The organism is bacterium (assembly GCA_040754625.1).
Taxonomy (GTDB): Bacteria; JACRDZ01; JAQUKH01; order JAQUKH01; family JAQUKH01; genus JAQUKH01.
The window spans coordinates 1-24947 of the sequence record JBFMCF010000003.1 but is presented as its reverse complement, the minus strand read 5'-3'; the positions used below and the strand labels follow the sequence as shown (position 1 = coordinate 24947).

Annotated in this window: 18 protein-coding genes and 1 other RNA gene; 5 read left to right on the top strand and 14 right to left on the bottom strand. The window is 39.1% G+C overall.

From position 1 onward, the window contains the following. Window position 1 precedes the first annotated feature (1 nt). From smpB to AB1498_00225, 5 genes are all read right to left on the bottom strand, one after another. Complete coding sequence (gene smpB, locus AB1498_00245) at window positions 2-466, bottom strand: SsrA-binding protein SmpB (GenBank protein ID MEW6086730.1); 465 nt, start codon at window positions 464-466, stop codon at window positions 2-4. A 164-nt stretch (window positions 467-630) separates the two neighbouring features. Beyond that, window positions 631-820, bottom strand: a non-coding RNA gene (gene ssrS / locus AB1498_00240) — 6S RNA. A gap of 32 nt (window positions 821-852) precedes the next feature. Further along, window positions 853-1152 (bottom strand): cell division protein ZapA, encoded by a 300-nt coding sequence (locus tag AB1498_00235; protein ID MEW6086729.1) that lies wholly within the window; start codon window positions 1150-1152, stop codon window positions 853-855. Window positions 1153-1256: 104 nt separating this feature from the next. Further along, window positions 1257-3104: a tetratricopeptide repeat protein gene (locus tag AB1498_00230; GenBank protein ID MEW6086728.1), complete on the bottom strand. Its 1848-nt coding sequence runs from the start codon at window positions 3102-3104 to the stop codon at window positions 1257-1259. Window positions 3105-3234: 130 nt separating this feature from the next. After that, window positions 3235-4215, bottom strand: coding sequence for a PEP-CTERM sorting domain-containing protein (locus tag AB1498_00225; protein MEW6086727.1), 981 nt, complete (start codon window positions 4213-4215; stop codon window positions 3235-3237). 272 nt (window positions 4216-4487) lie between these two features. Here AB1498_00225 and AB1498_00220 point away from each other — a divergent pair, with 272 nt between their 5' ends. Genes AB1498_00220 through AB1498_00205 form a run of 4 tightly spaced genes read left to right on the top strand, consistent with a single transcriptional unit; the run spans window position 4488 to window position 10827 of the window. Beyond that, window positions 4488-7283: an MXAN_6640 family putative metalloprotease gene (locus AB1498_00220; GenBank protein MEW6086726.1), complete on the top strand. Its 2796-nt coding sequence runs from the start codon at window positions 4488-4490 to the stop codon at window positions 7281-7283. Beyond that, window positions 7280-8200, top strand: a complete 921-nt coding sequence (locus tag AB1498_00215) for a PorV/PorQ family protein (protein ID MEW6086725.1) — start codon at window positions 7280-7282, stop codon at window positions 8198-8200. Before AB1498_00220 ends, AB1498_00215 begins: the two co-directional genes overlap by 4 nt. 54 nt (window positions 8201-8254) lie before the next feature. Then, complete coding sequence (gene rimO / locus AB1498_00210) at window positions 8255-9658, top strand: 30S ribosomal protein S12 methylthiotransferase RimO (protein ID MEW6086724.1); 1404 nt, start codon at window positions 8255-8257, stop codon at window positions 9656-9658. After that, window positions 9658-10827 (top strand): metallophosphoesterase, encoded by a 1170-nt coding sequence (locus tag AB1498_00205; protein ID MEW6086723.1) that lies wholly within the window; start codon window positions 9658-9660, stop codon window positions 10825-10827. The genes rimO and AB1498_00205 overlap by 1 nt, the downstream gene beginning before the upstream one ends. Here the strand turns inward: AB1498_00205 and AB1498_00200 are convergent. The 9 genes from AB1498_00200 to mgtA form a co-directional block, all read right to left on the bottom strand. After that, the gene (locus AB1498_00200) at window positions 10820-11827 is read right to left on the bottom strand and encodes an FAD:protein FMN transferase (GenBank protein ID MEW6086722.1); all 1008 of its coding nucleotides are present in this window, start codon (window positions 11825-11827) and stop codon (window positions 10820-10822) included. The two genes, AB1498_00205 and AB1498_00200, sit on opposite strands and share 8 nt — an antisense overlap. After that, a complete protein-coding gene (amrS, locus tag AB1498_00195; protein ID MEW6086721.1) occupies window positions 11794-12798 on the bottom strand; it encodes an AmmeMemoRadiSam system radical SAM enzyme in 1005 nt (334 codons plus the stop codon). The genes AB1498_00200 and amrS overlap by 34 nt, the downstream gene beginning before the upstream one ends. Next, complete coding sequence (locus AB1498_00190) at window positions 12795-13550, bottom strand: ABC transporter permease (protein ID MEW6086720.1); 756 nt, start codon at window positions 13548-13550, stop codon at window positions 12795-12797. The genes amrS and AB1498_00190 overlap by 4 nt, the downstream gene beginning before the upstream one ends. Window positions 13551-13605: 55 nt before the next feature. Further along, on the bottom strand, window positions 13606-14337 hold the full coding sequence (locus tag AB1498_00185) for an ABC transporter ATP-binding protein (GenBank protein ID MEW6086719.1): 732 nt from the start codon (window positions 14335-14337) through the stop codon (window positions 13606-13608). A 1-nt stretch (window position 14338) separates the two neighbouring features. Beyond that, window positions 14339-15091: a ribonuclease Z gene (locus AB1498_00180; protein ID MEW6086718.1), complete on the bottom strand. Its 753-nt coding sequence runs from the start codon at window positions 15089-15091 to the stop codon at window positions 14339-14341. A 22-nt stretch (window positions 15092-15113) separates the two neighbouring features. Further along, window positions 15114-15548, bottom strand: a complete 435-nt coding sequence (locus AB1498_00175; protein MEW6086717.1) for a putative toxin-antitoxin system toxin component, PIN family — start codon at window positions 15546-15548, stop codon at window positions 15114-15116. Beyond that, window positions 15545-15832: a helix-turn-helix domain-containing protein gene (locus AB1498_00170; GenBank protein MEW6086716.1), complete on the bottom strand. Its 288-nt coding sequence runs from the start codon at window positions 15830-15832 to the stop codon at window positions 15545-15547. The genes AB1498_00175 and AB1498_00170 overlap by 4 nt, the downstream gene beginning before the upstream one ends. A gap of 287 nt (window positions 15833-16119) precedes the next feature. Next, complete coding sequence (locus AB1498_00165) at window positions 16120-20769, bottom strand: hypothetical protein (protein ID MEW6086715.1); 4650 nt, start codon at window positions 20767-20769, stop codon at window positions 16120-16122. A 26-nt stretch (window positions 20770-20795) separates the two neighbouring features. Continuing rightward, the gene (gene mgtA, locus AB1498_00160; GenBank protein MEW6086714.1) at window positions 20796-23402 is read right to left on the bottom strand and encodes a magnesium-translocating P-type ATPase; all 2607 of its coding nucleotides are present in this window, start codon (window positions 23400-23402) and stop codon (window positions 20796-20798) included. Window positions 23403-23542: 140 nt separating this feature from the next. On the opposite strand from mgtA, the gene AB1498_00155 reads away from it, so the two are divergent. Further along, on the top strand, window positions 23543-24703 hold the full coding sequence (locus tag AB1498_00155) for a phosphopentomutase (GenBank protein ID MEW6086713.1): 1161 nt from the start codon (window positions 23543-23545) through the stop codon (window positions 24701-24703). Window positions 24704-24947 lie beyond the last annotated feature (244 nt).

Here is a 24947-nt window from a genome sequence, read left to right as displayed (position 1 = left end):
GCTATTTAAACCTTATATGTCTGGCCCGTTCCATTTCCCTGTCCGCTTCCCGTTTTTTAATATCATCCCGCTTGTCAAAATTCTTCTTCCCCCTGGCTAAAGCCAGCTCAACCTTAATTTTCCCGTTCTTGAAATAAAGCATAACAGGAATAAGGGTTAATCCTCTTTGTTCTGTTTTCCCCCTCAAACGTTCTATTTCAGCCCTGTGAAGAAGAAGCTTACGGACCCTTTTGGGATCTTCATTGTAACGGTTGCCATATTCGTACGGGCTTATATGGCAATTATATAAATAAACCTCATCTTTTTCAAGCCTTGCAAAACCGTCTTCCAGAGACCCTTTGCCCTGCCTTAAAGATTTTACCTCTGTCCCTTTTAAAACTATGCCGGCCTCAACCGCCTCCAGCAGAAAATAGTTATATTTTGCCTTGCGGTTCCGGCAAACTATCTTCTTTTTATCATCCCCCACATTTAGCTGTTTCATAATTATTATCGACCAATCTTCGGCAATAGCTTAATATTCAACTTCATAATAAAAAATACCAAACCACAAACAAATTAAATTTAAAGTAGAGACTATAGACATAGACCAAAGATTTTAATATCTTTTTTAGTCTAAAGTCCATCTAAATAAAAATCCCCGCTTTTGCCGTAAAAGAATGATAATTTTAAGACCCTGGTAAATAACAGGTAGGTATCCTCTTGAATAATTCTTACATTCCCGTTAATGCCGGGACCCGTAATCCTTATCCAAAGCACGGATTCCTTTTTAGATTGGTGTTGAATCAAAATAAATCATTCTTTTCGAACAAAGCAGGGAATTATAATTAATTATAACTAATTTCAAATTTAATTTCAAGATAATTTCTCTATTTCATCGCAAACCAGTTTATAAATTGATTTTGATTTTTCTTTTACCAAATTTTTAACACCTTGTTTTTCCGCTTTTAATTTAAAATATTCGTCAGTAATATTTACAGCCGATAAAATAGCTATTTTCTGGGGAGAAATAAGAGTGGATTTCCGGGACAAATCCTCCATTTTTTTATTTACATACCCCGCAATTTCTCTTATATATTCCGGTGACTCTTTGCCCCTGATAGTATATTCTGAACCAAAAATATCAACTGTAATTCCCTTTTTAGTTTCATCCATAAACACCTCCGGCTTTCAACACTACCTGATTATACTTCTCATAATAAATAAAATCAATAAAAAAGGTATGCAGATATTTTAACAAATAAGTGTTTTTAAGGTGATTATTTTGACCGGGAGGATAATTTTTCCACCATTGATTTCGATTCTTTATACTCGGGAAATTTGTCCGATAATTTAATTGATTTTTGAAACTGTTCCAGCGCTTCTTTTGATTGATTGTTTTTATAATAAGCCATGCCAAGGTGAAAAAATACAGTCGGGTGACTGGTTAAAGAAGCTGATTTTTTAAGCAGTTCAAGAGATTCTTTTATTTTATTCTGCTTAAAATAAATCCAGCCCAGTGTATCGGAAATAATCCCGCTTTTAGGATCAAGTGAAATTGCTTTTTTGGATAGTTTAATTGCCTCCTCAAAATTACCTTCGCTGGAAAGTATAACCGCAAGATTGTTTAACGCAAAAGGATGGTCGGGTTGTTTGGCGATGACTTCCCTGTAAAGTTCTTTTGCTTTTTCATATTTAGAGTCAGTGTCATAAAGTGTTGCAAGATAAAACTTATCAACATTATTATCAGCTTGAATAGCTATAATATTTTTTGTAATTTCAATTGCTTTTTCTTTATTGCCTGCCTGGTCATGGGCAAGGGCCAGGACCCTTAGAATTTTAACATCGCCGGGGGAAATTAAAAGCGCTTTATTGTATTTTTCAATTGCCTGGCTGTATTTTCCAGTCTGGCTGTAAAATAATCCCAGGCTGTAAAAAGAAAAGGCATTTCCCGGGAATTTAGCTGTCATGGATTTTAAAGTGTTTTCCGCCAGATCAAGCTGTTTATTCAGTTGATATGCTGCCGCAAGAAGTGAATAAATATCTGCATCGGCATTTTTGGATTCAGATAATGCCTTGCATATTTTTATCGCCTCAGGGTATTTTTTCTGGAACAAATAGATTTCAGCAATTCTTTTCTTGATAAAATCCGGTTTAGGATTAAATCCTTTTGCTATATTATAATTATCAATTGCCCGGTCATATTGCCCCATTTTAAGCAAAGTTTCTCCAATTTGATAATAACCGACCGACTCTTTAGGCTTAATTTTTATGACTTTTTCCAGCTCTTTTACGGATTCGTTTAAATCCCCTTTTTCCCTGTATGCTATACCTAAAAGTAAAGCAGCCCTTTCGGTATCAGGTTCAAGACTGCGCACAATATTAAACTCCCCGACAGCCTTATCCAATCTGTTTAAGCCAAGATAAGCGTTGCCCAGCACAATGTGCGCGGTAACATCTTTATTGTTTTTATCTATTAAACCTTCAAGAAGTTTCACACTTTCGGAAAACCTGGATGAAAGATTATACAAGCGGGATATGTTGACCTTTATTTCAATGTTCCCCGGCATTTCTCCTGTTAAGCCTTTTTCATAATGCTCCACCGCCTTATTAAATTCCCCCTCTTTTTCATATACAATACCCAGCCATTGATGCGCCCTTCTATCATTATTGTTTATTTCAAGGGCGGTCAAGAATTCCTTTTTCGCTTTCCCGTAATCTTTTTTCATCATATAAACATTGCCGATTTTAGTATAAACAAAACCCTGTTTCGGGTCCAGTTCAACCGCCTTCTTTAAAGAAATTAATCCTTTATCAATATCACCTTTCAGGATCAAGGCTGTTCCGAGTATCTCGTGGGCCTGGGGCAAACCGGGGTTATTTTTAATAATTTCGTTTGTTTTTTTAACAGCTTCTTCATATTTTCCTGAGTTTATAAGCTGGATTATTTCTGAAAAAACTTTATTCCTGTCAGGAACAAGGTCTTTTTCAAACATAAATCCTTTTATGACAGCGGTATCCTGCCCAATATCAAAATTTTCGATTTTAACCGCTGTCACAGGGTTTGAACGTATGAAAATAACAGATAGAATCGATATTATAATTAGAAACCGCTTTCCGTTGTACATTGTTTATGGCCTTCTTATTTTTAATTCTGCGTTTAATATATCATAGGTTAGAATATTTCTCAACCAAAAAATAGAAAAAGGATGTGCTGCATTTAAACAACACATCCTTTCTAATTATTTTTGACAAAAATTAATTTCTTACTTTTTTCAACCCGACCATACCCATTAACAATGAGCCCAGAAGCATCATCGTACCTGGTTCCGGAATCTGTGGAACTACAGCTTCTCCCCTAACCGTAAGCCCCATAAAAAACACATTATCATCGGCTGACGGATTAAGCGTGCTTAGTGTAATTACATTAGTCCCATTTGATAATAAAGTCCCAATGTTGTATAATTCATCGTCATAATGCCCATGATAAGGCGGAGTAGCGTAAGGATTGGCAGGATTAGCAATGCTGTCCCCAACACCACCAGCTGTAATTAAATACCCATTTTGTGCAACCTCACCGCCATCTTCGTTTCCTCCGGCGCTGGTTGTTAAACGGGTCCCATTAATATCAACTTGTGTATATTGATCTCCATATCCCTGATAACCATAGGAAATACCAAGCGACATAATAGCAGTGTCAGTTGTTGAATATGGAGTAGTCAGGTTAACATTAAAACTGTCTCCGCTTGTTGACAATTCACCATCGAAAATAAATGCCGTATTAACAGGGTTGCCGGCTACTTTATACACAACCGCTAAAATTTCTCCGTCAAGATAACCCAGTTCTTTAACATTGAAATTAAAAGTACCGCTTCCACCTCCGACTAATGATGTGACTTGTGAAGTAACATCCCACCTGTTTTCACTGGCGGAATTTGCATTTTTGGCTCCCGTGTCAAGCCTGCTGGAGGCATTTGAGATTAAAGTGCCGCCTTGAAATTCAACATTTGAAAGTCCGCTTGACCATACGCTTGCGGAATAAAGATAGGCGCGGTAAATCTCAGCGCCAACAGGTATTTCCGCCTGTAAAGTCCCTGTCGTATAATCACCTATCCCAAGGGCATCAATACTAATTCCAGCTCCTTCCGCGGTGTATGTTACAAAGTTTGACATCGCCGCATATGAACTGCTTGAAGCAACCAACAAAACTAACGCTATAAAAATTAAAAACTTTTTCATCTATTTTTCACCCCCTTTCCTTTCCGTCTTGTTTTTCAATAAAAAAGCCACTTCTACTCGTATAGAAAGTGGCTTATGTCCTCAATTATGACCTATGCCCTTTAAATAAACAAACTTATATCAATACTTTTCAACGAATTTAGATAAATATTACAACTATTTGTTTCATTTGTCAAGCTATTTTTTTTAGGATTTTTTCAGGATTTTGTATAATTTAACCGTTTAAATAAAAAGTATTGCAGTAAAATCATTTTATGATATAATTTCGCATTATGAGAAAACATATTTGTTTGTTTTTTTTAATTATTATTTTACCTTTAACCGCCATTTACGCGAATGAAAATATTGAAAGTGAAATATTAAAAGAATGGCGCACCCTGACTTCAAAACCTTATCTTTCCTATGGAAAAACACCGCCCAAATCTTTAAAAAACAACGTTGATATGACTATGTTTTTAAATAAAGTAAATAAAAACTGGAATAAACTTTCATCTTCCACGCAAGATTTACTGAAACCGGTTCTTTTAAGGCCGACTGACCCTCTTTATCAAAAAATAAATGATGACAATCTTGTTATTAATGTGGCTTATAATACTACTTATGCCTCTTTTGACACCACCCATTTTAAAATTTTCTATACTTCAGACGGTAAAGATGCTTCAACGGAAAGCTTCATAAAAATAGTTGCAGAGGCATTCGAATCAAGTTATGCCGCCGGGGTTACAAATAAGGGCTTCAGCCCCCCTCCTGATGATTATGCTAATTTATCGGAAAGGTCCGCGGACGACAACGGCGGTGATTCCAAATACGACGTTTACCTGATTGACCTCGGAGAAAACTTTCCCGGTACCTTCGGATGGACACAACCCGAGAACCGGCCAGCGGGAGGTAATGACTATATAAAATACAGTTTTATTGTTATGGATAATGATTATGCTACTGCGTCAGGGCAATTCAATTCAACTGCCCAGTTTGATACAAGTCAAAGCCCCGAAAATTTTGCCAGGATAACGGCGGCCCATGAATTTTTTCACGCAATCCAGTTCAGCTATAATCAAAACGTGGACGAGTGGTTTTTGGAAGCTTCGGCTGTATGGTTTGAGGACCAGGTTTATCCTAACATTAACGATTATATCAACCGCTATATAAAAGGAGAATTTAGATGGTTCTCCCAGCCTGAAATACCTTTAGATTTTGACACAACATCAAATATTCATAAATACGGCAGCGGGATCTGGCCTATTTTTCTCGAAAAAAATTTCTCCGGTATCCTGAAAAATTTTTTTGAAGATGCCAAATCTGTTACAAGCCCGAATGTTTTCAACATCCTTGACACCAGGCTCAGGACCAAAAGCAGTAATCTATCCTCCGCTTTCGCGAAATTTACCGTGTGGAATTATATCACAGGGAAAAATGATGACGGAACACATTATGACGACGGCGCTCTTTATGACACTTTATACATATACAATACTACATCCGATTATATGTCCGCCCCGGCAACAACTCCCTCCACCGGGAAAATACCGGGACACCTTGGATCAAATTATCTTCTTTTTAACAAAAGCGGGACAAGTATAAGGATAATGTTTGACGGCAGTGAATCATCTTCCGGCAACCTTACATGGAACGCATCTGTATTAACAAAATTCGGGACCACCTATACAGACACGGCTATTACGCTGGACGCGCAAAATGCGGGGGGGATAACTATTAATTCATCTTTTGACACGGTAATTCTAATCCCGGGTATCTATGAGACCGCTCATTTAAGGTCTGATTTAACAAAATTTCCATATAGATACGGTTTTTCCAATGATACCACAGCACCCGCGATTGTACCCGCCCTGACCGTATCCGATGTGCCCGCTGACCAGGGTTTTATTATTTCGCTTACATGGTCCGCATCGCCGAATGATACTACGGATGTGGAAAGTTACGACATTTTTCGAAGCACATCATCAGGCACAGGATTCGCGCTCGTCAATAGCGTCAATCCAAATGGTTCCGTGACCTACACTACTACTAATATTGTTCCAAAAAACAAAACAAACTTTTACTACAAGATACGGCCCAGGGACAAATGGTTTAATTATGAAACAACAGCAGAGATTGAATCCACGGCCATTGCGATAGATAATCTGCCGCCGGGCGCTCCTGCAAATGTCAAGGCCATAGATACACCTAAAGATGAAGGAGGCAGTATTGATGTAACGTGGACAAAATCAACCGATGACGGAACCGGGGCCAATGATGTTAAAAATTATACTATCTTCAGGGCGACAAACCTCGCGGGCCCTTTTCAAACCGCGAGTGTGATAGACGCGGGGAACATAATTTTTCACGATACAACCGCGGCAAACTATACTGATTATTATTACTATGTCCGGGCTGAGGATGAACATCCCAACTATTCTTATTCCGATACCACAGGCCCCGTACAGGCAAAAGATGATTTTTCGCCGCCGCCGACAAATTTCAAGGCAGTCGGGGTAAACAATCAAATATTCCTTAACTGGAAAAACCCGACAGTCGCGGATCTTAAAAAAATATTTATCAGGAGGAAAGAAATTTCACACCCGGCTGATGTAAACGACGGCACAGGTATTTATGAAGGGACTGATTCTACCCTGATAGATAACAACAATATAATTGTCGGTCAAACATATTACTATACGGCGATTTCGCTTGATACAACAGGAAATTATTCAGAGCCCGACACCGGCAGCCGTACACAGGCAAGTGTAACACTTAAAGCGTTTAACTATCCAAATCCCACATATTCGGGAAACACCACCATAAGGTATCAATTAGAAAACACCTCCGGTATCGAAGCGACCCTTTACATTTTTGACATCGCAGGCGAACTTGTTTTAAAAATAAATAATGTTTTAGCTGACAATAACAACAGCCAGCCCGTCGCTAATGTCCCTGTTTATGATTATTACTGGGACGGGAAAAACGGCAAAGGCCGCCAGGTCTCAAGCGGTGTGTACATTTTTATTGTCGAAGCTAATGACAACATGTCTAAAAAGGACCGGACCGGAAAAATCGCGGTGATTAAATGAAAAACAAATTTTTTATTTTAATAAGTCTTATATGTCTTATAAGCCCTATAGTTCTTGCTGAATCCCAGGACGCGGGCGACGCGGCCGCTTTTTTAAAAATCGGGCAGAGTGTCCGCGCCCTCGGCATGGGAAAAGCGTTTACCGCCATAGCTGACGATGCAAGCGCGTCGTATTGGAATCCCGCGGGGCTGGCACAGCTTCATAAAAAAGAAATTATGTTTATGTATAATAAACCATTCAGCATGGTGGAAGGTCTTCAAAATGAAAATATTGCTTTCGCGTGGCCTTTCAATGTAAATTATGGTTATGATAAACTGCAAACCGCCGTAGGCCTGAATGCAATCATTTCCTCCGTAAACGGGATAACAGGATACAACGAACAGGCCTTGCCGACAGGCGAAAATTTCAAAAACCGCGATATGGCTTTTCTTTTGTCCTACGGAATTAACGGGCTTATATCAAATACTGATTTGGGGCTTACGTTCAAAATGATATCGCAGAAAATATATACATATTCAGATTCCGGTTTCGGGGCCGATATCGGTTCTCTCTATTACTGGCGGAATTTCCGGTTTGGATTAGTGCTTCAAAATATAATCCAGCCGAAAATAAAACTTAAAGAAGTATCCGATTCCGTTTCTGTAAAACTCAATACAGGTGCCGCTTATACAATCCCTGATAAATTTACCTTTTCACTGGGTTTAGATTTAATTAAAAAACGGGATTTAAAAGAACATATCGGGATTGAATACATAATCGCCAGATTGATTTCCCTGAGAGGAGGTTATACAACTGACACAAATGAAATAACCGCCGGGCTTGGATTTAAAAAAGAGGCTTATGAAATCAATTACGCTTACGCCCGCCATGAAATACTGGAAGACAGCCACCGTGTTTCCCTCAGTATAAGATTTTAACATGAAACCCGCCCTTTTTGGAATACGAAAGCGCAGGGAACAAATAAAAAGTTATTGCTTTTTAAAACAACAATGATTAGTTTAGATGATAATTACAGAAAAAAAAGCGGGGTAAAATTAAACATTGGACTAATAAACCTGGGCTGCCCGAAAAATCTGGTTGATGCTGAAACCTTGCTGGGGTTTATATCCCGCGAAAAATTTAAAATAACAAATATATCCGACGCCCAAATAGCAATTGTAAACACCTGTTGTTTTATCAAAGAGGCGGCGGAAGAATCGATTGATACAATCTTTAAGCTCAACCAGTTAAAAAATACTGGGCAAATAAAACTAATTATAGTCGCGGGGTGCCTGCCTCAGCGGTATAAAAAAAACGCGTTTGCCGAATTAAAAGAAGCAGACGCTTTTGTGGGCCCGGGCAAATATTCCGGAATAAATGAAATCATTAAAAACTGCCTGGATGCGAAAAGAGAAATCAGGGTAAGCAGCCTTCCAGACCATCATGCTTCAATCCGCACGGTTCCTTTAACACCAAACCATTATACATATTTAAAAATTTCAGACGGGTGTTCTAATAGATGCCACTACTGTTCTATCCCCTCAATCCGCGGACCTTATCGCAGCAGGCCGTGGAAGGATTTAAAAAAAGAATTAGGTTTTCTTTCCAGCAGCAGGCATTTGAAAGAACTAAATATTATCGGCCAGGATATAACGGCATACGGAAATGATTTAAAAAATAATACCAGCCTGCCAGCATTGCTGAAAGAAATTATTGTCAATACAAACATTCCATGGATACGCCTGCTTTACACGCACCCCAAACATTTCAAAGAAGAGCTCCTGGATATGATAAGCAGTGAAAAACGCATTTTAAGATATATCGACCTGCCTCTCCAGCATATTAACGACAGGATTCTCGAGAAAATGAACCGCGGGGTCACTAAAAAACTTATACTGGATCTTCTTGAAAAAATAAAAAATAAAATACCTCAAATAGCCGTGAGAACAACTTTTATTGTCGGCTTCCCGACTGAATCCGACAAAGAATTTCATGAATTGCTGGATTTTGTCAAAGAGCAAAAATTTGACCGGCTGGGGGCGTTTAAATATTCTCCTGAGGAAGGGACAAGGGCCTTCTCCTTCAAACCCCGTATCCCAAGGCATATACAGGAAGAAAGATACCATGAACTTATGAACACGCAAAAATCGGTTTCGTTAAATAAAAACAAAAGACTCGCGGGGCAAAAGATAAAAGTGTTAGTAGACGGGATTTCGACGGATAAAAATTATTCTTTTTACGGGCGCACTGAATCTGACGCGCCTGAAATAGATAACACGGTCTGGATTAGAAACACCCGCGTGAAATCAAATAGAAAAATAAGAATAGGCAATTTTTACACAGTGAATATCGTACAGGCGAAACATTATGATTTAATAGGAGAAATAACAGGTTAATGAAGGAATTAAACCATACCAACCGCAGGATAAATAAGTATTATCTTCTGATTAATTTTTTTATTACAATTATAATATTTCTTTTTATTTATCATCTTTATTTCGGGGAACAGATAAAAATAGATGAACCATTCTCAGGGGAATCCGCTTATTCATCCGGCCAGATTGATATTTCCCTTAAAGATTCTGTTATAACAAACTGCTACCAAACGGTGTTTACAATATTTGCGAAATCTTTTTACCCTTCGGCGGAAATAAAAAATAAAAGCGCTTCCAAAATAAATCTGGTCCTTGTCGTCAAAAATATTGACACGGAAAATTCGGATACTGAAATTACAGGCAAGGCTGAAATAAAAAAATTGAACGGGAGCTTCCTTTTTAAACTTGAATTGGACAAAAACGCCGTATCCGGGATAAAAATCTTTCCCAAAAAAGAAAATGAAAAATTCAGTTTCGCGGTAATCGGGGACACAAGAGGAAGTGAAAACCCTTTTACAAACAAGCGCGGAAGTTATTTTATTTACAAACAGTTTGAGAAAGAAATTAAATCGGCCAAACCGGCATTCTGGATTAATCTTGGTGATATGGTCAATTCCGGTCACCCGTATCAATACCGCCGTTTTAAGGAACAGATTAAAAATGTCCCTTCCCCTTTTTTCCCGGTAATCGGGAACCATGAGTTTGTCGATCCCATAGGTGAAAAATATTTCAAAGCTTTATTCGGGAACACTAATTACAGTTTCAATTACAGTAATTTTCATTTTATTGTAATTAATAATTCCAGGGGTGATTTCTCAAAGAAAGATTTTGAATGGCTTGAAAAAGATATAGATAAAAATCCAAAAAAACAATCAATTGTATTCATGCATATACCTGTTTTTGACCCGCGCCCTGGTGAAAATTACGCGATGAAAAATAAAGAAAATGCATGGCATCTTGAGGAAATATTTGTAAAGAAAAAAATCAGATATGTATTTGCAAGCCACATACATAGTTATGCCTATGCGGAAAGAAAAGGCGTGAAATATTATATTTCAGGCGGCGGCGGCGCGAAACTTGAATCCAAAAAAGATTTTTACAATTACCTTTTTGTAAAAGCGGAAGGCAGAAAACTGGAAGTGGAACTCCGCAAACTTGAACCGCCGTTTATTTTCAGGGTAATCAATTAGTTTTCGCAATATATTTATCAAATCCTTTCGATTTTATAATCTTTCCTGATTCGTCTATAATAAAACATTCCGCACCGGGAATCGATTCTACCAGTTCTATCCCTTTTTCAGGGCCAAGGACAAAAATTCCTGTCGAGAGAATATCCACGGCATGGCTTCTTGTGATAATTGTGACACTCTGGCACAGGTTTGACGGGTATCCTGTTTTTGGATTAAAAATATGATGGTATCTTTTGCCGTCTTCAATAAAATAATTTTCGTAATCTCCCGATGTGATTACAGAAACATCAGAAACTTTAAGGCTTTGTATAATTTCTTTTTCTTTTCTTGGATGCTGAATTCCTATATTAAAAAACTCTTCCTTTTTTTTCTCTCCCATTACGAAAATATCCCCGCCCGCGTTGACCAGGGCGTTATTAATACCATTTTCCCTTAAAATTTTTACCGCGCAATCCACCGCGTAACCTTTGGCTATCCCGCCCATGTCCAGCCTCATTCCTTTCTTTATTTTTATTCTGTTTTTCTCTTTATCAATTTCTATGTTTTTATAATTAACAAGAGAAAGTTTATCGGAAATTTCCGCGCGGGAAGGCACACGGCGGTTTCGTGAGGGTCCAAAACCCCACAGGTTGACAACCGGGCCGATAGTAATATCAAAAGCCCCCCCTGTTAAATCAGAAAATTTCACGGCCCTATCCACTAAATTCAATACTTCTCCAGGCACTTCTATCCATCTCCCGCTGTTATTATTTATCTTTGCAATAATACTATCTTCCTTATAGTGGCTGAATAATTTATCTATCCGTTCAATTTCGTCAAACGCCTTTTTAATTACAGCCCGGGCTTTTTCCTTCTCCGCCCGGTAGATTTTAATATCAACGATAGTCCCCATTATAAACCTGGTTTCTTCGGTTTTTCTGTATTTGTCGCATGAAATATTCAGCAATGCAAAAATAACGCTTAACGCTATAACCCAATTCCGGCGGTTTTGGTTTCGCATTTTACGCACTTCCCCTCCTTTAATCCAGTTTTTTTAATGGAATAACCTACCCTCTGGATAAGCTCATTATTGCATTTCGGGCAATAAGTCGTGTTAGCGGAAATATCCGGCACGTTGCCGACATAAACATAATGAAGTTTTTCCCTGGCTATTTTTCTCGCGGTTTCAAGTACCGTAACGGGGGTCGATCCCGTTTCCATTTTATAATTTGGAAAGTAACGGGAAAAATGCAGGGGAACATCCGGCCCTGCCACAGCGCTCAGCCAGTCAACCAATTTATGAAAATCAGATTCTAAATCGTTCAAGCCCGGTATTACAAGATTGGTGATTTCAACATGCGATGTTTTCGCGGACAATTCAACCGTCTTTAAAACCGGTTCCAGCCTGCCGGCGCAGACTTTCTTGTAAAAATCATCATTCATTGATTTTATGTCGATATTTAACGCGTCTATCAGCGGTAAAATCTTTTTTAAAGGCTCTTCCTCCACAAAACCATTTGTGACGAGAACGTTTTTCATGCCCATGTCCCTGATTAACCCGGCCGTTTCCAGGACAAACTCATACCATGTAAAAGGTTCCGTGTAGGTATAGGCAACACCCAGGGAATTTGTCCTTTTCGCGAGATCCGAAAGTTCCCTGGGAGATATGGGTATCGTATTGATTTCAACCTGCGAAATGCTCCAGTTCTGGCAGTTTTTACACGCGAAATTGCAGCTGTTGGCGCCGAGGGAAAGTATCAGTGACCCGGGGTAAAAATGATACAAAGGTTTTTTTTCGATCGGGTCAAGCGACGGCGATGACGCGGTCTGCCCGTAGTTGACCGCGTAAAGTATACCCTCAACATTTTCCCTCGCCCTGCAGAAACCGGCCTTATCAGACGGGATTACACAGTGCTTTGGGCAAAGTATGCATTGCGCTTTCTTATTATCAAGTTTTTTATAAAATAACGCTTCTTTGCTTTTATTTTTCATTTTATTATCCTCCTCTCTATCAACCTGAAAGGGAATGGCGAAACCAGAACAGCCGCAGCAACAATCCAGATTATATCCATTATAACACTTAAATTTCCTCCCTGTGAAAATGCCCTGCAGATATTAACAAGATGATATAACGGATTTAAAAATGATATTTTGGAAAGTATTCCCGGCATGTTATCAAGGGGGAAAAATATTCCTGAAAAAAGAAATACCGGTGTCATTAAAAGCGTGTAAAAATAATTAAAAGAATCTATACCCGGCACAATTGCCGCAAAAATAACCGATATTTCGGCAAAAATCAATCCGCCGATAAAAAGCATGGGGATGCATAATATTATCAACGGCGAATCAACCATCCCAAAAACAGATATGACTATTATAATTACCGTGCCGTAAAACATACTCTTTGTGGCGCCCCAGATTAATTCTCCCGCGACAAGGTCGTCTATATTGACCGGTGTCGCGAGTATCGCGTCAAAAGTTTTTTGAAACGTCATCCGGACATATGTTCCGTAGGTGCATTCATAGACCGCGGCAAACGCGGAAGAAGACGCGATAATGCCCGTAGCGATAAATTTTATGTATGGCACTCCGTTTATTTCTTTCACAAAATAGCCAAGCCCCAGACCCATCGCAACAAGATAAAATATAGGGTCAGCAAAATTCAGGGCTATACTGGATTTATACAACTTGGTATACACGGTAAAATTTCTCTGCCAGACCCTGAATACCCTTTTTATTTTCACAGCATCTCCTTCAGCTTTTATGATTTTACCATAAAAAGAAATAAGACGTTAAATTTTACGTCTCAAGACCTTTGCCCGTAAGTTTCAAATAAACCTCTTCCAGGTTTCCGCCATGTTTTTCTATCAGCTTTGAAGGTGAATCGACGGCCAATATTTTCCCCTCACTCATGATCGCCACCCTGTCACAGAGCCTCATTGCCTCTTCCATGTAATGAGTGGTTAAAATAATCGTAGTATTATTTGATTTGAGATGCTCCAGTTTTTCCCATACATAACGCCGGCTATACGGGTCAAGCCCTGTAGTCGGCTCATCGAGAATAAGCATCTCGGGATTATTTATTAACGCGCGTGCGAGAAGGAGCCTCCGCTTCATGCCGCCTGATAATTCATTGATATTCGTGTCTTTCCTGTCTTTTAAATCTATAAAACCAAGAAGTTCATCCGCTTTTTTTAAAGAATCTTTTTTAAGAATATCAAAATATCTCGCGTAAACAATCAGATTTTCCAGAACACTCAGATCAGGGTCAAGGTTGTCATCCTGCGGCATTACGCCAATCCTCGATTTTATTTCACCTGGATTTTTCATCACATCAAGCCCAAAAACATTTACGTTCCCGGAGGTTGGCGGCATGAAACAATAAATAATCCCCATTGTCGTGGTTTTCCCGGCGCCGTTAGGCCCGAGGAAACCAAAACATTCGCCTTTTATTATTTCCAGGCCTATATTATCTACTGCCTTTAGGGAACCGTAATATTTTGCAAGTGATTTTATTTCTACGATTGGCATATTAAATTTCTTTCTTCATTCCGTCACGGCTCGCGATAGTTTCAGAAAATATTTTTCTGGCTATTGATTCGGCATCTTTTCTTGATTTAAAATCGGGATATTTACCAGCGTCGAAATGCGTGAGTATAAGCTTTTTGGCACCGGATTTCTTCGCGATTCTCGCGGCTGTTTCCGGATTCAGATGCGGCCAGTTTTTGATGTTAAAATCAAGAGTATAGGCGCATTCCGCGATTAACAAATCCGCGTTTTTCGATAATTTGACCGCGTTTTCGCAGTAGCCGGTATCAGGACAATATGTGATTGCTTTATTTTCGATTTCAAGCCTTATTCCCAGTGTGGGTGATGCGTGAAGCATCGGTAAAACTCTTGCCTTAAAAGGAAGTTTATTTAATTCTTTGGGCACCTCGATTATTTCGCTTTTAAATTTCAGGTTTTTTCTCGGAAGTGTAAACGGCCAGTTTAAAAAAATTTTTAAAATATTTCTTGTCCCTTTTTGCCCTATAATATAAAGCTTTTTTTTGAACCTGAATTTAGCCAGCGTGTGCAGGCCTATAATATGGTCCAGGTGGAAATGACTTAAAAAAATATAAACAGGTTTATTCTGATCGATATGCCTGTCAAGTTTTCCGAAACCGTTTCCCGCGTCCAGAACAATATAATAATCCGTGCAATCAATCAAAACACAGATGGTGTTCCCTGTCTTTGTGTCATACCATCCGTTCGTGCCTAAAAAGGTTATTTTTATTTTTTCCATTTATTGAAAATCCTTCGTCATTTCACTTCTCAGGATGGGTGGCCGAATCCCACCCTTCAAATAAATTAAGAAAAGCTTTTGAATTTAAAATCTTTATACCCTTGTATTCTTTTAAAATAAGAAGGTCTTTATCTCCGGTAACTAAATAATCCGCTTTCGCGCTTACAGCGCAAGAGATAATTTTAGTATCTTTAATGTCCCGCAGATCTTTAACGATAATTTCATCGACTGCCGCCAAATATGAGTAACTAAGTATATCTTTGATAATTTCTTCTATTTTTTCATAAGGTATTTCTGGGAAATCTTCAAATAAGACTGTTTCTATTTCATGAAGAATATCCGGCGAGGTTACAGATTTAATTTTATTTGTTACAGCTAAATCAATAATACGGCGAGGATTGCCTTTCCAGAAAATACTTGAGATAAAAATATTCGTATCGAGAACGACCTTAATCATTTGCCGTATCTCTTCTTATTAATGGCTTTTTGGACGTCTTCTTCTTTCAACCCACTGGCTTTAGCATAATTTTCTCCCCATTTTCTTAATTCTTCTCTTTTAGCGGATGACCACTTAAAAGAAGACAATCGCAACCATCCATCGATCACATCTTTCTTGAATCTTAAAATCTTCCCAATACGCACAGCAGGAATCTGGCCAACACGCGCTTTACGATAAACCGTCTGCTCATCTAATTGCAAATATTTAGCCAACTGCTCAGCAGTCATAACTTCATTAATCATAAATCACTCCTCCTTTACTGATAATTATATACCAAACACTGGCAAATTTCAATATTATTTTATATTTTAGTATATTATATTATACTTTAGTATAATTTTTTCATATTATTACCTATTTTACCGGCATTCATCTTCCATTTTCATATTTATAGTAATTCTCCTTCCGGATTTTTACTCTTGCGTCATAACCTGTTTTTTGTCAATTGAAATGGCTGTTTTTATTGTTGACATATTTCCTCCTGTTATACCAGCAGTATAATTTATTTATATGCCAGAATCAAGATTTTTTAAAATGTAATCACGCATTCGCTGGCGGCTTTAAACAAATTGTAATCTTTTTCAAGCTGGGACTTGTTTTTGAAAACCTCATACTGGAAATCAAGGCTGAATAAAAGAAATTCGGTCAGGTCATAATCAAACCTTGTTTTATAATTGTATTTTCTGCTTGAATCATACTCAGGATAATTTTTTGTGCTCGTAAGTTCCATTTTTATACCTGTCAGCCACCTGGCGCGGTTTGTAAAATCAATCCTTGTTTTGGCAAAACGAAGCACTGCGGGCAGGTCAAATTTGTATATCAATTCCAGGTTGGGTTCATATACCCTTAATTCTTTCACCCTTACTTCACGGTGGACATTCTCCTTTTCCTCCCTGAAAGAGAAATAATAATTTGTCGAAAATCGCCTCGTCCACCCGGTTAATAATGAGACAAAAGGGTTTGAGACGGTTTTTTCGGAAATATCTTCTTTTAAAATTCTTTTTTGCGTGTAATTCAGGTCCAGGTTCGAGTGTTCCGTAATTTTATCAAAGAAAAATAAATCTCTTTTTAAATCGTAATTCAGCCCTGCCGATGAAACCCTGGTCCGTGTGTTGAAAATACTTTCGAAAATCGTCTGCTTCTCGCGCTGAAGGCTGTACCGAGCGTTAACAACAAGCGGGGGACTCAGATTATAACGGGACCCGAGAGCGTAATAATTTTCCGAGTTAATTTCTTTAGTCGCAAGGTCCTGTTCTGTAATTGTTCCCGCCTTAAGTTTTTTAACAAGCGAGGAAAACCCGGCCCCATTATTAATGTTGTCAAATATCGCGGATTTTGTTACACGAATAGTCTGGTTGACAGATAAAGGGTTTATACCCGTCCACCACCTGCTCGGCTTCGCGTCCAACTGCCATTCCGCCTCTCCCGAAACATTAGCGTCTTTCAAACCCGATTCACTGCCGCTTAAAAACCTTTCTTTATAATCAACCGAACTTCTAAACCGGTTATAAAGACCATTTAAATTTCTGAACGGCTCCATATTTACTATCCCCCGCTGGTCGCGGCTTAACGGATACCAGATGGTTTTTTCGTTTACCTCTTTGACCTTGCGCCATGAATAATCCATATCAAAATATTTTACGGGTGAATACCCCACTCCCAGTGAACGGGAATCAGAATTAAGAAACCTGGAAAATCCCTCCAGATTATAATCCTGTGTCTCGCGAAAACGTTTTAACCCGAGATTGAGTTTTAACCGGTCAACAAGTGAATACTCCGGAACATTGTATTCAAAACCGTAGGTATAAATATCCTGGTTCGTTTTCCGCTGTAAACTTATCGCCTTTACATCGTTATCTTCATAATTAAACGAGAAGAACCTTGGGTTGTCCGGCAGTTTCAAAACAGCGGATACTCCGTCTTTTCTGGTTTTTGCGTCATTAATTTCTTCCAGGGACAATACGCCATATTTGTCCTCCCGGGGATATTTATCCTCATTTTCCAGATTCAAAGTAACAGGAAAAAATTCAAGATAGGTTATATTGGCTGACACGCGCATCATATTTCTTTCCTGGGTTTCCATATCCCGGCCTATAGTTTTAAAATCCCTGCCCCACTGCCGGAAATCAAAATAGAAATCCATTTTATCTTTAATTTCCGCTTTCACTGCGACTTTTTTCGCCTCACTTTTCTTTTTTATTCTTTCTCTTAACATTATTTCATCCATGTAAATTTTTCTTTTTTCAGGGACATCAGACTCAAAGTTCCGGATACCGGCACGGATAAATTTTATTTTGTAAAGAGAAACAAGGTTTCCTGTTTTTTTTAACCCGTCCGGGATTTTGTCCCCGTCATCATCAAAAAGCCCGACGTCAAATCCATCGTTATACCAGCTATTCGGAATATCTTTCACCGGGACAGTAAATTCATAATAATTGTCTTCATCTGCCCCGAGCCGTATGAAAAAGGCCTCGTTCCCCGCGTTCTGCCCGGTATCCTGTTTGAGCCAGAAATGCAGGATTCTGTAAGATGAAAAATCCATCAATTCTGAAAAATTCCATTGAGTAAATCCTTCTTCGCCTGAGCGCAGGGAATATTCCATCAATAAACTGTAATTAATATATAAATAGTCATTTAACTCCGTGTTGTCCAATATGATTCCCGTTTCACCCTCATTGTTTAAACGAACGGCAAACCTTTCATTTTCTTCCACGGTGCCATTGCCAAGTTTAACTTTACCCGGGTCCCAGCTCCGGCCAATAACCTTAAATGTATTTATTGTTGCGTCACCCCGGCCTTTCAGCCACAGCCTGAGATACTTAATTACCTGCCAGTCGGCCGCGCCTGTTTTCAGCGCTAAACTTAAAGGAATATTCAACAATGTCCATCCGTTTTCAGACCTGCCAACCCATTCCGGATTTATGTTATCCGGAAAATCCGCGAGATCCAGCCGGAAACTAAAATAATTGTTTTTGGATTCCAAAAAACCGTCCCCGTCCAGATCCTCTGTATCAAGTTTTTTGTTGTCTTTTCCAGCCACTTCATCATAATAATAAAGACCGGTGTCCTCTTCATTTCCTAATTTGCCGTCTCCGTCCTCATCTTCTGTGTCCAAAATACCGTCGTTGTCGGCATCTTCGTTTATCTCTCCCAAATCTATATTTAATGTCCCGCTTTTTGTATCGCTCTTTATCCAGATTTCAATAAATTCCCGCCGGCTGAAATCCAATGCCTCTTTTGAAAAAGAATATATCGTTCCTCCCCAGTTCGTTCCCTGGTTTTTTATAAACAGGGATTTTCCATTCTCTTCCTCGTTATGCCCTACATTTATTTCATTTATTTCCAAAATGTCGCCTTTTGCCGCTTCTCCGGCCGGGATGCCGGAAACTACAGACCACTTTTCGGTATTTGTCGTTATTTCATCAGATACTTTATCTTCTTCCATGTTGTTTATTGAGAGCCTGTTTCCGGTATTTGGGTCAACAAAAGATTTGGCAATTTCCCCGAGAATGATTACCTGCATATCTTCAATATTAAATTTTATTTTGGCATCCGCACCTAAAATTGTGTCTTTGGCCGGACTCTCTTTTGCCTGCTGGAAACCGGTCTTCCGTTCAATCCCTTTTTCTATAATATACGTGGCACCCATGCTTAAATTCGCCGCGGGCTCATATTCCGCGCGCATACCTGTTATCGTGGTCTGGGAATTTAATCCAAAAGGGAAATACTCATAATCCACAATTATCTTAGCATCTTCTTCTATGTTTATTAAAAAATAAAGCAGGCCGATATTATAATCAATATTATAATCCGCGGTTCTTTTCAGGAGCTTTCCCCTGATGTAAACTTTTTCACTTCCCGGAATTATACCGGGCCTTAAAAAATATTCTTTAGTAAAAGCCCTGTAACTTACATGGATTGTAAATTCAGGCACGGGATATTTTTCATAAACCGACGGGTTTAAAACCTGGAAAGGCAGGTCATCCTGAAAAACCAAAAGGCCGTAATCGTAATCTATGCACCTTGAGTCTATCCTCCCGTCTTTTGGATCACTGTCCAGCTTCAGGATATCGATGTACTCTCTTGAAGTCGCGGGGTCTTTCTCTCTCCCGAATACATCCGTAATTTTTATGGTAAAAAATCTCGGGTCGATATTTTTACTGCCTAAAAAGTAAATATTTTGCACCCGGTACTGCCAGAAGTAACCTGTGTCATTTTCATCTCTTATTATTTTTTTCTCATACCTTTTCCCGCTGGAATCGTTATAACTTGCCGCTATTACATAATTTTCCTTGATTTGAACAAAAAAACTAATCCTGCCCGTTTTCTCGTCTATTGTCCATTCACTGCCGTTTTGAAGTTCAACAAATTCACCTTCATAACGGCTTCCGTTTGTGCCTTCCGCGGTAAAACGATTTGTATTGTAATTATTGGACGAATTTTGGTCATCCAGATAAATCCTGACATCCCTCACCGGAAGTTCATTTTTATTATCATAGACGTGAAAATAGCGGGACTTGATGTATCCTATGTCCTTAATATCATTTTCAGCTTTTTTAAATTCACCCGAAAATTCTTTTCTTTCGCTTTGGGTTTCACTGAATGCCACAAGCGTTTTAATCTTTAAATTCGGGTAAACAGGTTCAGGGGCGCGGTCCGGGTAGTTTATCCCTGAATATTTTCTTTTACCTTCCAGAGTTTTTTCGGCATCAAACTGGGTTTCCAGGTAAAACCCGAAGGTGGTTTTATTATAAGAGATAAATTCAGTCTCGGAAATATTCAAAGGTATGTAGCCGAAAGCCGCCCTCTGGACAATTTCATCATCATCCCCGACATATATTGCCGAAATCCTGTTTTTATTTTTTTCCTCGCGCGTATCGTCATAATCAATGTCAAAATGCAGTTTCCTGCGCGCGACACCCTGGATTCTCACCTGCAGTTCCTGGTCGATATTAAAACCATATTTGTTCTCCTGGTAAGGGGACGAATATTTTTTTTCGTCCAATGTAAAACGTATTAATTTTCGGCCGGAAATATCCATCAGGGATTTTTCATCGTAGGAACTAAAAGGAGGGATCAAACCTTCATCAGACGCAAAGGAAACATTTTTAAAACAAAAGAAAAATATAAAAAAACCAAAAGTTGCTGTTTTAAAAGAAAACCCTTTTTTCTGCTTCACAATCCAGTTATTATAACATAATCAAATCAATCATACCCATATCGTTTGATAAACCACCTGTTAACCTGGTAAACCATAAACAGGTAAGCAATAACTATAGCCGCAAGCGCCGCGAAATAGGAAACCGGCGGGACGGCAAATCTGAAATATTTTCCCAGGGGAGACAGGGGAATCATAAATCCTACAGTTATGATAAGAATGGACGAAAAAATCAGGAATTTGCTCGGTTTGCTTTCGACAAAGGGTATCTTGCCTGTCCGTATAATATGTATGACAAGTGTCTGGGTGCAGAGCGATTCCATAAACCAGCCTGTATGAAATATTGTCTGAAAATATCCGGCGTCAAATTTTTCATGGAATAAAAACCATAACGCCCCAAAGGTTATAAAATCAAATATTGAGCTGATGGGGCCGATTATAATCATATACTTTTTAATCGATTCGACGTTCCACGGCCTGGGTTTTGTGAGATACTCTTTGTCCACCCCGTCAGCCGGTATGGCTATCTGGGACAAATCATACAGAAAATTATTTAAGAGTATCTGGATCGGCAGTATCGGCAGAAATTTCAGAAAAAGGCTCGCGCCTGTCATACTGAACATATTGCCGAGATTTGAACTCGACCCCATTTTTATATATTTTATTATGTTCCCGAACGTCTTTCTCCCTTCAATGACACCGTCTTCAAGCACCATGAGGCTTTTCTCAAGAAGTATAATGTCAGCGGATTCTTTAGCAATATCAACCGCGTTATTCACGGAAATCCCGACATCAGAAGCCTTTAACGCGGGCGCGTCGTTAATCCCGTCACCCAGGTACCCGACAATATGGTTATTTTCATGCAGGGCGTGAATCACCCTTTCTTTCTGGAGCGGCGCAAGCCGGGCGAAAATCGTTGTTGTCTTGACCAGTTCCTGGAGTTCTTTATCACTGATGTTTTCAATTTTGTCGCCTGTAACTAAACCCTTAACATCAAGGCCCACATCACTGCATATCTTTTTTGTGACAAGTTCATTATCGCCGGTCAATACTTTAAATTCCACGCCGAATTTCTTCATTGCTTCAATAGCGTCTTTCGCAGTCGGTTTCGGGGGGTCTAAAAAGGCGACATAGCCTTTCAGTATCAAATTATTTTCGTCTTCCTTGGAATATACGTCCTTTTTCCCGGAAAAATCCCTGTAAGCGACAGCGAGGACCCTGAACCCTTCAGCGCTTAACTTGTCCCATTCATCTTTCAAATCCGGAAGGAGAAGATAATCCATATCATATATCTCATTATCCAGTTCATATTTATTGCATTTTTTAAATATTGCTTCCGGCGCTCCCTTTGAAATAATTCTCTGTTTTCCCTCAAATTCAACAACCACAGACATTATCTTTCTTGAAAAATCAAAAGGTATTTCATCGACCTTTTTATATTGTTTTATCAGCAGTTTTTTATGTTTCAAAATCGCCCTGTCAAGGATATTCTTAAGGCCAGTCTGGTAAAAGCTGTTAATGTAGGCAAGCCTTAACACATCTTCATTTTCTCTTCTTGTAACATCGCAATGTTTTTCAAGAATTATCTCATCCATTGTGAGGGTGCCTGTTTTATCCGTGCAGAGGACATCCATGGCGCCAAAATTCTGGATCGCGTTCAGGTGCTTTACTATGACCTGTTTTTTAGACATGGCTATCGCGCCCTTGGAAAGGTTTATCGCAACAAGCATCGGAAGCATTTCAGGAGTAAGCCCCACGGCTACTGCCAGGGAAAAAAGAAGGGCGTTAACAACATCACCTTTCGTAAAAGTGTTTATCGCGAAAATAATTATCACAAGTATGAGCATAAAACGTATCATAAGCCATGTAAATTTATTTATGCCCTTATCAAAACTTGTTTCTGTTCTTTGCGTGGCAAGTTTCCTTGATAATTCGCCGAATTGCGTGGAAATCCCTGTTTTAACGGCGATTCCAATCGCAGTCCCGCTTACAACGCTGGAACCCATGAACGCTATGTTGGAAAGTTCGGATATGGCGCTGGTCCCCGGTTTTACAGGCCCGGCAGATTTTTCTATCGGGAATGATTCCCCGGTCAATGAAGCCTGGTTGATAAACAAATCTTTGCATGAGATTATCCGAAGGTCCGCGGGTATCATGTCACCCGCATATAAATCGACAATGTCCCCGGGTACTATCTCTCTTATCTTGATTTCCTTCGACTTCCCGTTCCTGAACACTGTCGCGGTCGCCCGCACCATTTCACTGAGCTTTTCCGCTTCCTTGCCGGCGCGGTATTCCTGTATAAACGACAGGAAAACACTCATCACCGCCATCATTGAAACTAAAACAGCGCTTATCTTTTCCCCGAAATACATTGAAAATACGGCTATTATCAAAAGAACCACTACTAATGGATTAACAAATTTGGAAAGAATTTGAAAGAGAAGGCTTCTTTTCTTTTTCTTGGCGGGTTCGTTGTAACCATATTCAGCAAGGCGCCTTTTAGCCTCTTTTTCAGTCAGTCCTTTTTCAGAGGAAGCAAATTTACCCAGCAAAATATCGGCCGGACAACCTATATAATCAAAGTCCAGCACCTGCGGTTTCTGTTTACTTCCCGCCGGCGGCTTTTTTTTCGTTTCTGATGATGCGTTCATCTTTTTGTCCTGGAATCAGCTTCTGATTTTTTTCAAAAGTTCATTTGCGTGATTTGATATTATAACATAATCCTATTTTTTCTTGACCAAAATAATAAATATGTTAGTATTTAGACATTCAATAATATCAAGGAATATTCATGATTAATAGAATTATTTTAATTGTTTTAGATGGTGTAGGTGTTGGGGAACTCCCTGACGCAGCAGAATACGGGGACAGGGGAAGTAATACACTCGCAAATATTGCAAAAAAAGTGAACGGGATTAATTTGCCAAATCTGGCAAAATTAGGTTTAGGTAATATTATCCCTATCTCCGGTGTCCCAAAAACAGAGTCACCTTCCGCCAGTTTTGGAAAAATGCAGGAAATATCCCCTGGCAAAGACAGCATATCAGGCCACTGGGAACTAATGGGGTTGCCATTAATCAAACCATTCCCGACTTATCCAAACGGATTCCCAGAAGAAATAATCGCAAAGTTTATAGAAAAAACAAACATCCCGGGAATATTGGGAAATAAAACCGCGTCAGGGACTGTAATAATAGATGAACTTGGGGGAGAACATCTCTCCACCGGTAAACCGATAATCTATACTTCCGCAGACAGTGTTTTCCAAATCGCCGCCCACGTTGATATTATCCCTCTTGAAAAATTATACGATATTTGCAGGACTGCCAGAAATTTACTTACAGGCAAACACTCAGTCGGGAGGGTAATTGCCAGGCCTTTCATGGGAACTCCCGGAAACTTCAAACGCACGCCTCACCGCAAAGATTTTCCTGTCAAACCGCACGGCCCTACAGTCATTGAAAATTTACAGAAACATAATATTCCCACAATAGCAATAGGCAAGATTTATGATTTATTCGCGGGAATAGGATTTGATGAAAAACATGAGGTTACATCAAACGTCGAGGGAATAGAAAAACTGATTGAAGTTTCGTTATATAAAAAGACAGGCTTGATTGCATATACATTAGTTGATTTTGATATGCTCTGGGGCCACCGCAATAATTATATTGATTTCGCGAAAGGCTTGGAATATTTTGACAGCCAGCTCCCCAGAATTATCGAAATATTAACGCCTGACGATGTCTTAATAATTACCGCGGACCACGGCAACGACCCGACCACGCCAAGCACCGATCACTCCCGTGAATATGTGCCACTTCTTGTATATTGGAAGAAAATTCAGATTGGCAAAGATTTGGGTATCCGGCAGACTTTTTCTGATGTTGGGGCGACGATTGCGGAATTGTTTGAAATTTCAGGTACGGGGTATGGAAAAAATATAATCTAAGGAAATCAGAACTTAGCTCACAACTAAATATATTATTATAATTGCCATAATAATAATGCTATGAAAAATAACAAGGGTTTTTGAAAAAAGCACATTAAACCATGTATCAACTTTTTCATTTACAGAACTTTGACACCTCGAAAATAAATTTCTTTATTTGATAAGTAATTAGCTGATTTCAGGCAGACGTAGGCACTACGTTTTCTTTTAGGGAAGAAATAATTTTGGGCGGGATTGCGCAGCC

Bases quoted from the DNA above. Each gene is read 5' to 3' on its own strand.
- AB1498_00235 (MEW6086729.1), bottom strand. From the start codon at position 1,152: ATGGATGAAACTAAAAAGGGAATTACAGTTGATATTTTTGGTTCAGAA.
- AB1498_00230 (MEW6086728.1), bottom strand. From the start codon at position 3,104: ATGTACAACGGAAAGCGGTTTCTAATTATAATATCGATTCTATCTGTT.
- AB1498_00225 (MEW6086727.1), bottom strand. From the start codon at position 4,215: ATGAAAAAGTTTTTAATTTTTATAGCGTTAGTTTTGTTGGTTGCTTCA.
- AB1498_00220 (MEW6086726.1), top strand. From the start codon at position 4,488: ATGAGAAAACATATTTGTTTGTTTTTTTTAATTATTATTTTACCTTTA.
- AB1498_00215 (MEW6086725.1), top strand. From the start codon at position 7,280: ATGAAAAACAAATTTTTTATTTTAATAAGTCTTATATGTCTTATAAGC.
- AB1498_00205 (MEW6086723.1), top strand. From the start codon at position 9,658: ATGAAGGAATTAAACCATACCAACCGCAGGATAAATAAGTATTATCTT.
- AB1498_00200 (MEW6086722.1), bottom strand. From the start codon at position 11,827: ATGCGAAACCAAAACCGCCGGAATTGGGTTATAGCGTTAAGCGTTATT.
- amrS (MEW6086721.1), bottom strand. From the start codon at position 12,798: ATGAAAAATAAAAGCAAAGAAGCGTTATTTTATAAAAAACTTGATAAT.
- AB1498_00185 (MEW6086719.1), bottom strand. From the start codon at position 14,337: ATGCCAATCGTAGAAATAAAATCACTTGCAAAATATTACGGTTCCCTA.
- AB1498_00180 (MEW6086718.1), bottom strand. From the start codon at position 15,091: ATGGAAAAAATAAAAATAACCTTTTTAGGCACGAACGGATGGTATGAC.
- AB1498_00175 (MEW6086717.1), bottom strand. From the start codon at position 15,548: ATGATTAAGGTCGTTCTCGATACGAATATTTTTATCTCAAGTATTTTC.
- AB1498_00170 (MEW6086716.1), bottom strand. From the start codon at position 15,832: ATGATTAATGAAGTTATGACTGCTGAGCAGTTGGCTAAATATTTGCAA.
- mgtA (MEW6086714.1), bottom strand. From the start codon at position 23,402: ATGAACGCATCATCAGAAACGAAAAAAAAGCCGCCGGCGGGAAGTAAA.
- AB1498_00155 (MEW6086713.1), top strand. From the start codon at position 23,543: ATGATTAATAGAATTATTTTAATTGTTTTAGATGGTGTAGGTGTTGGG.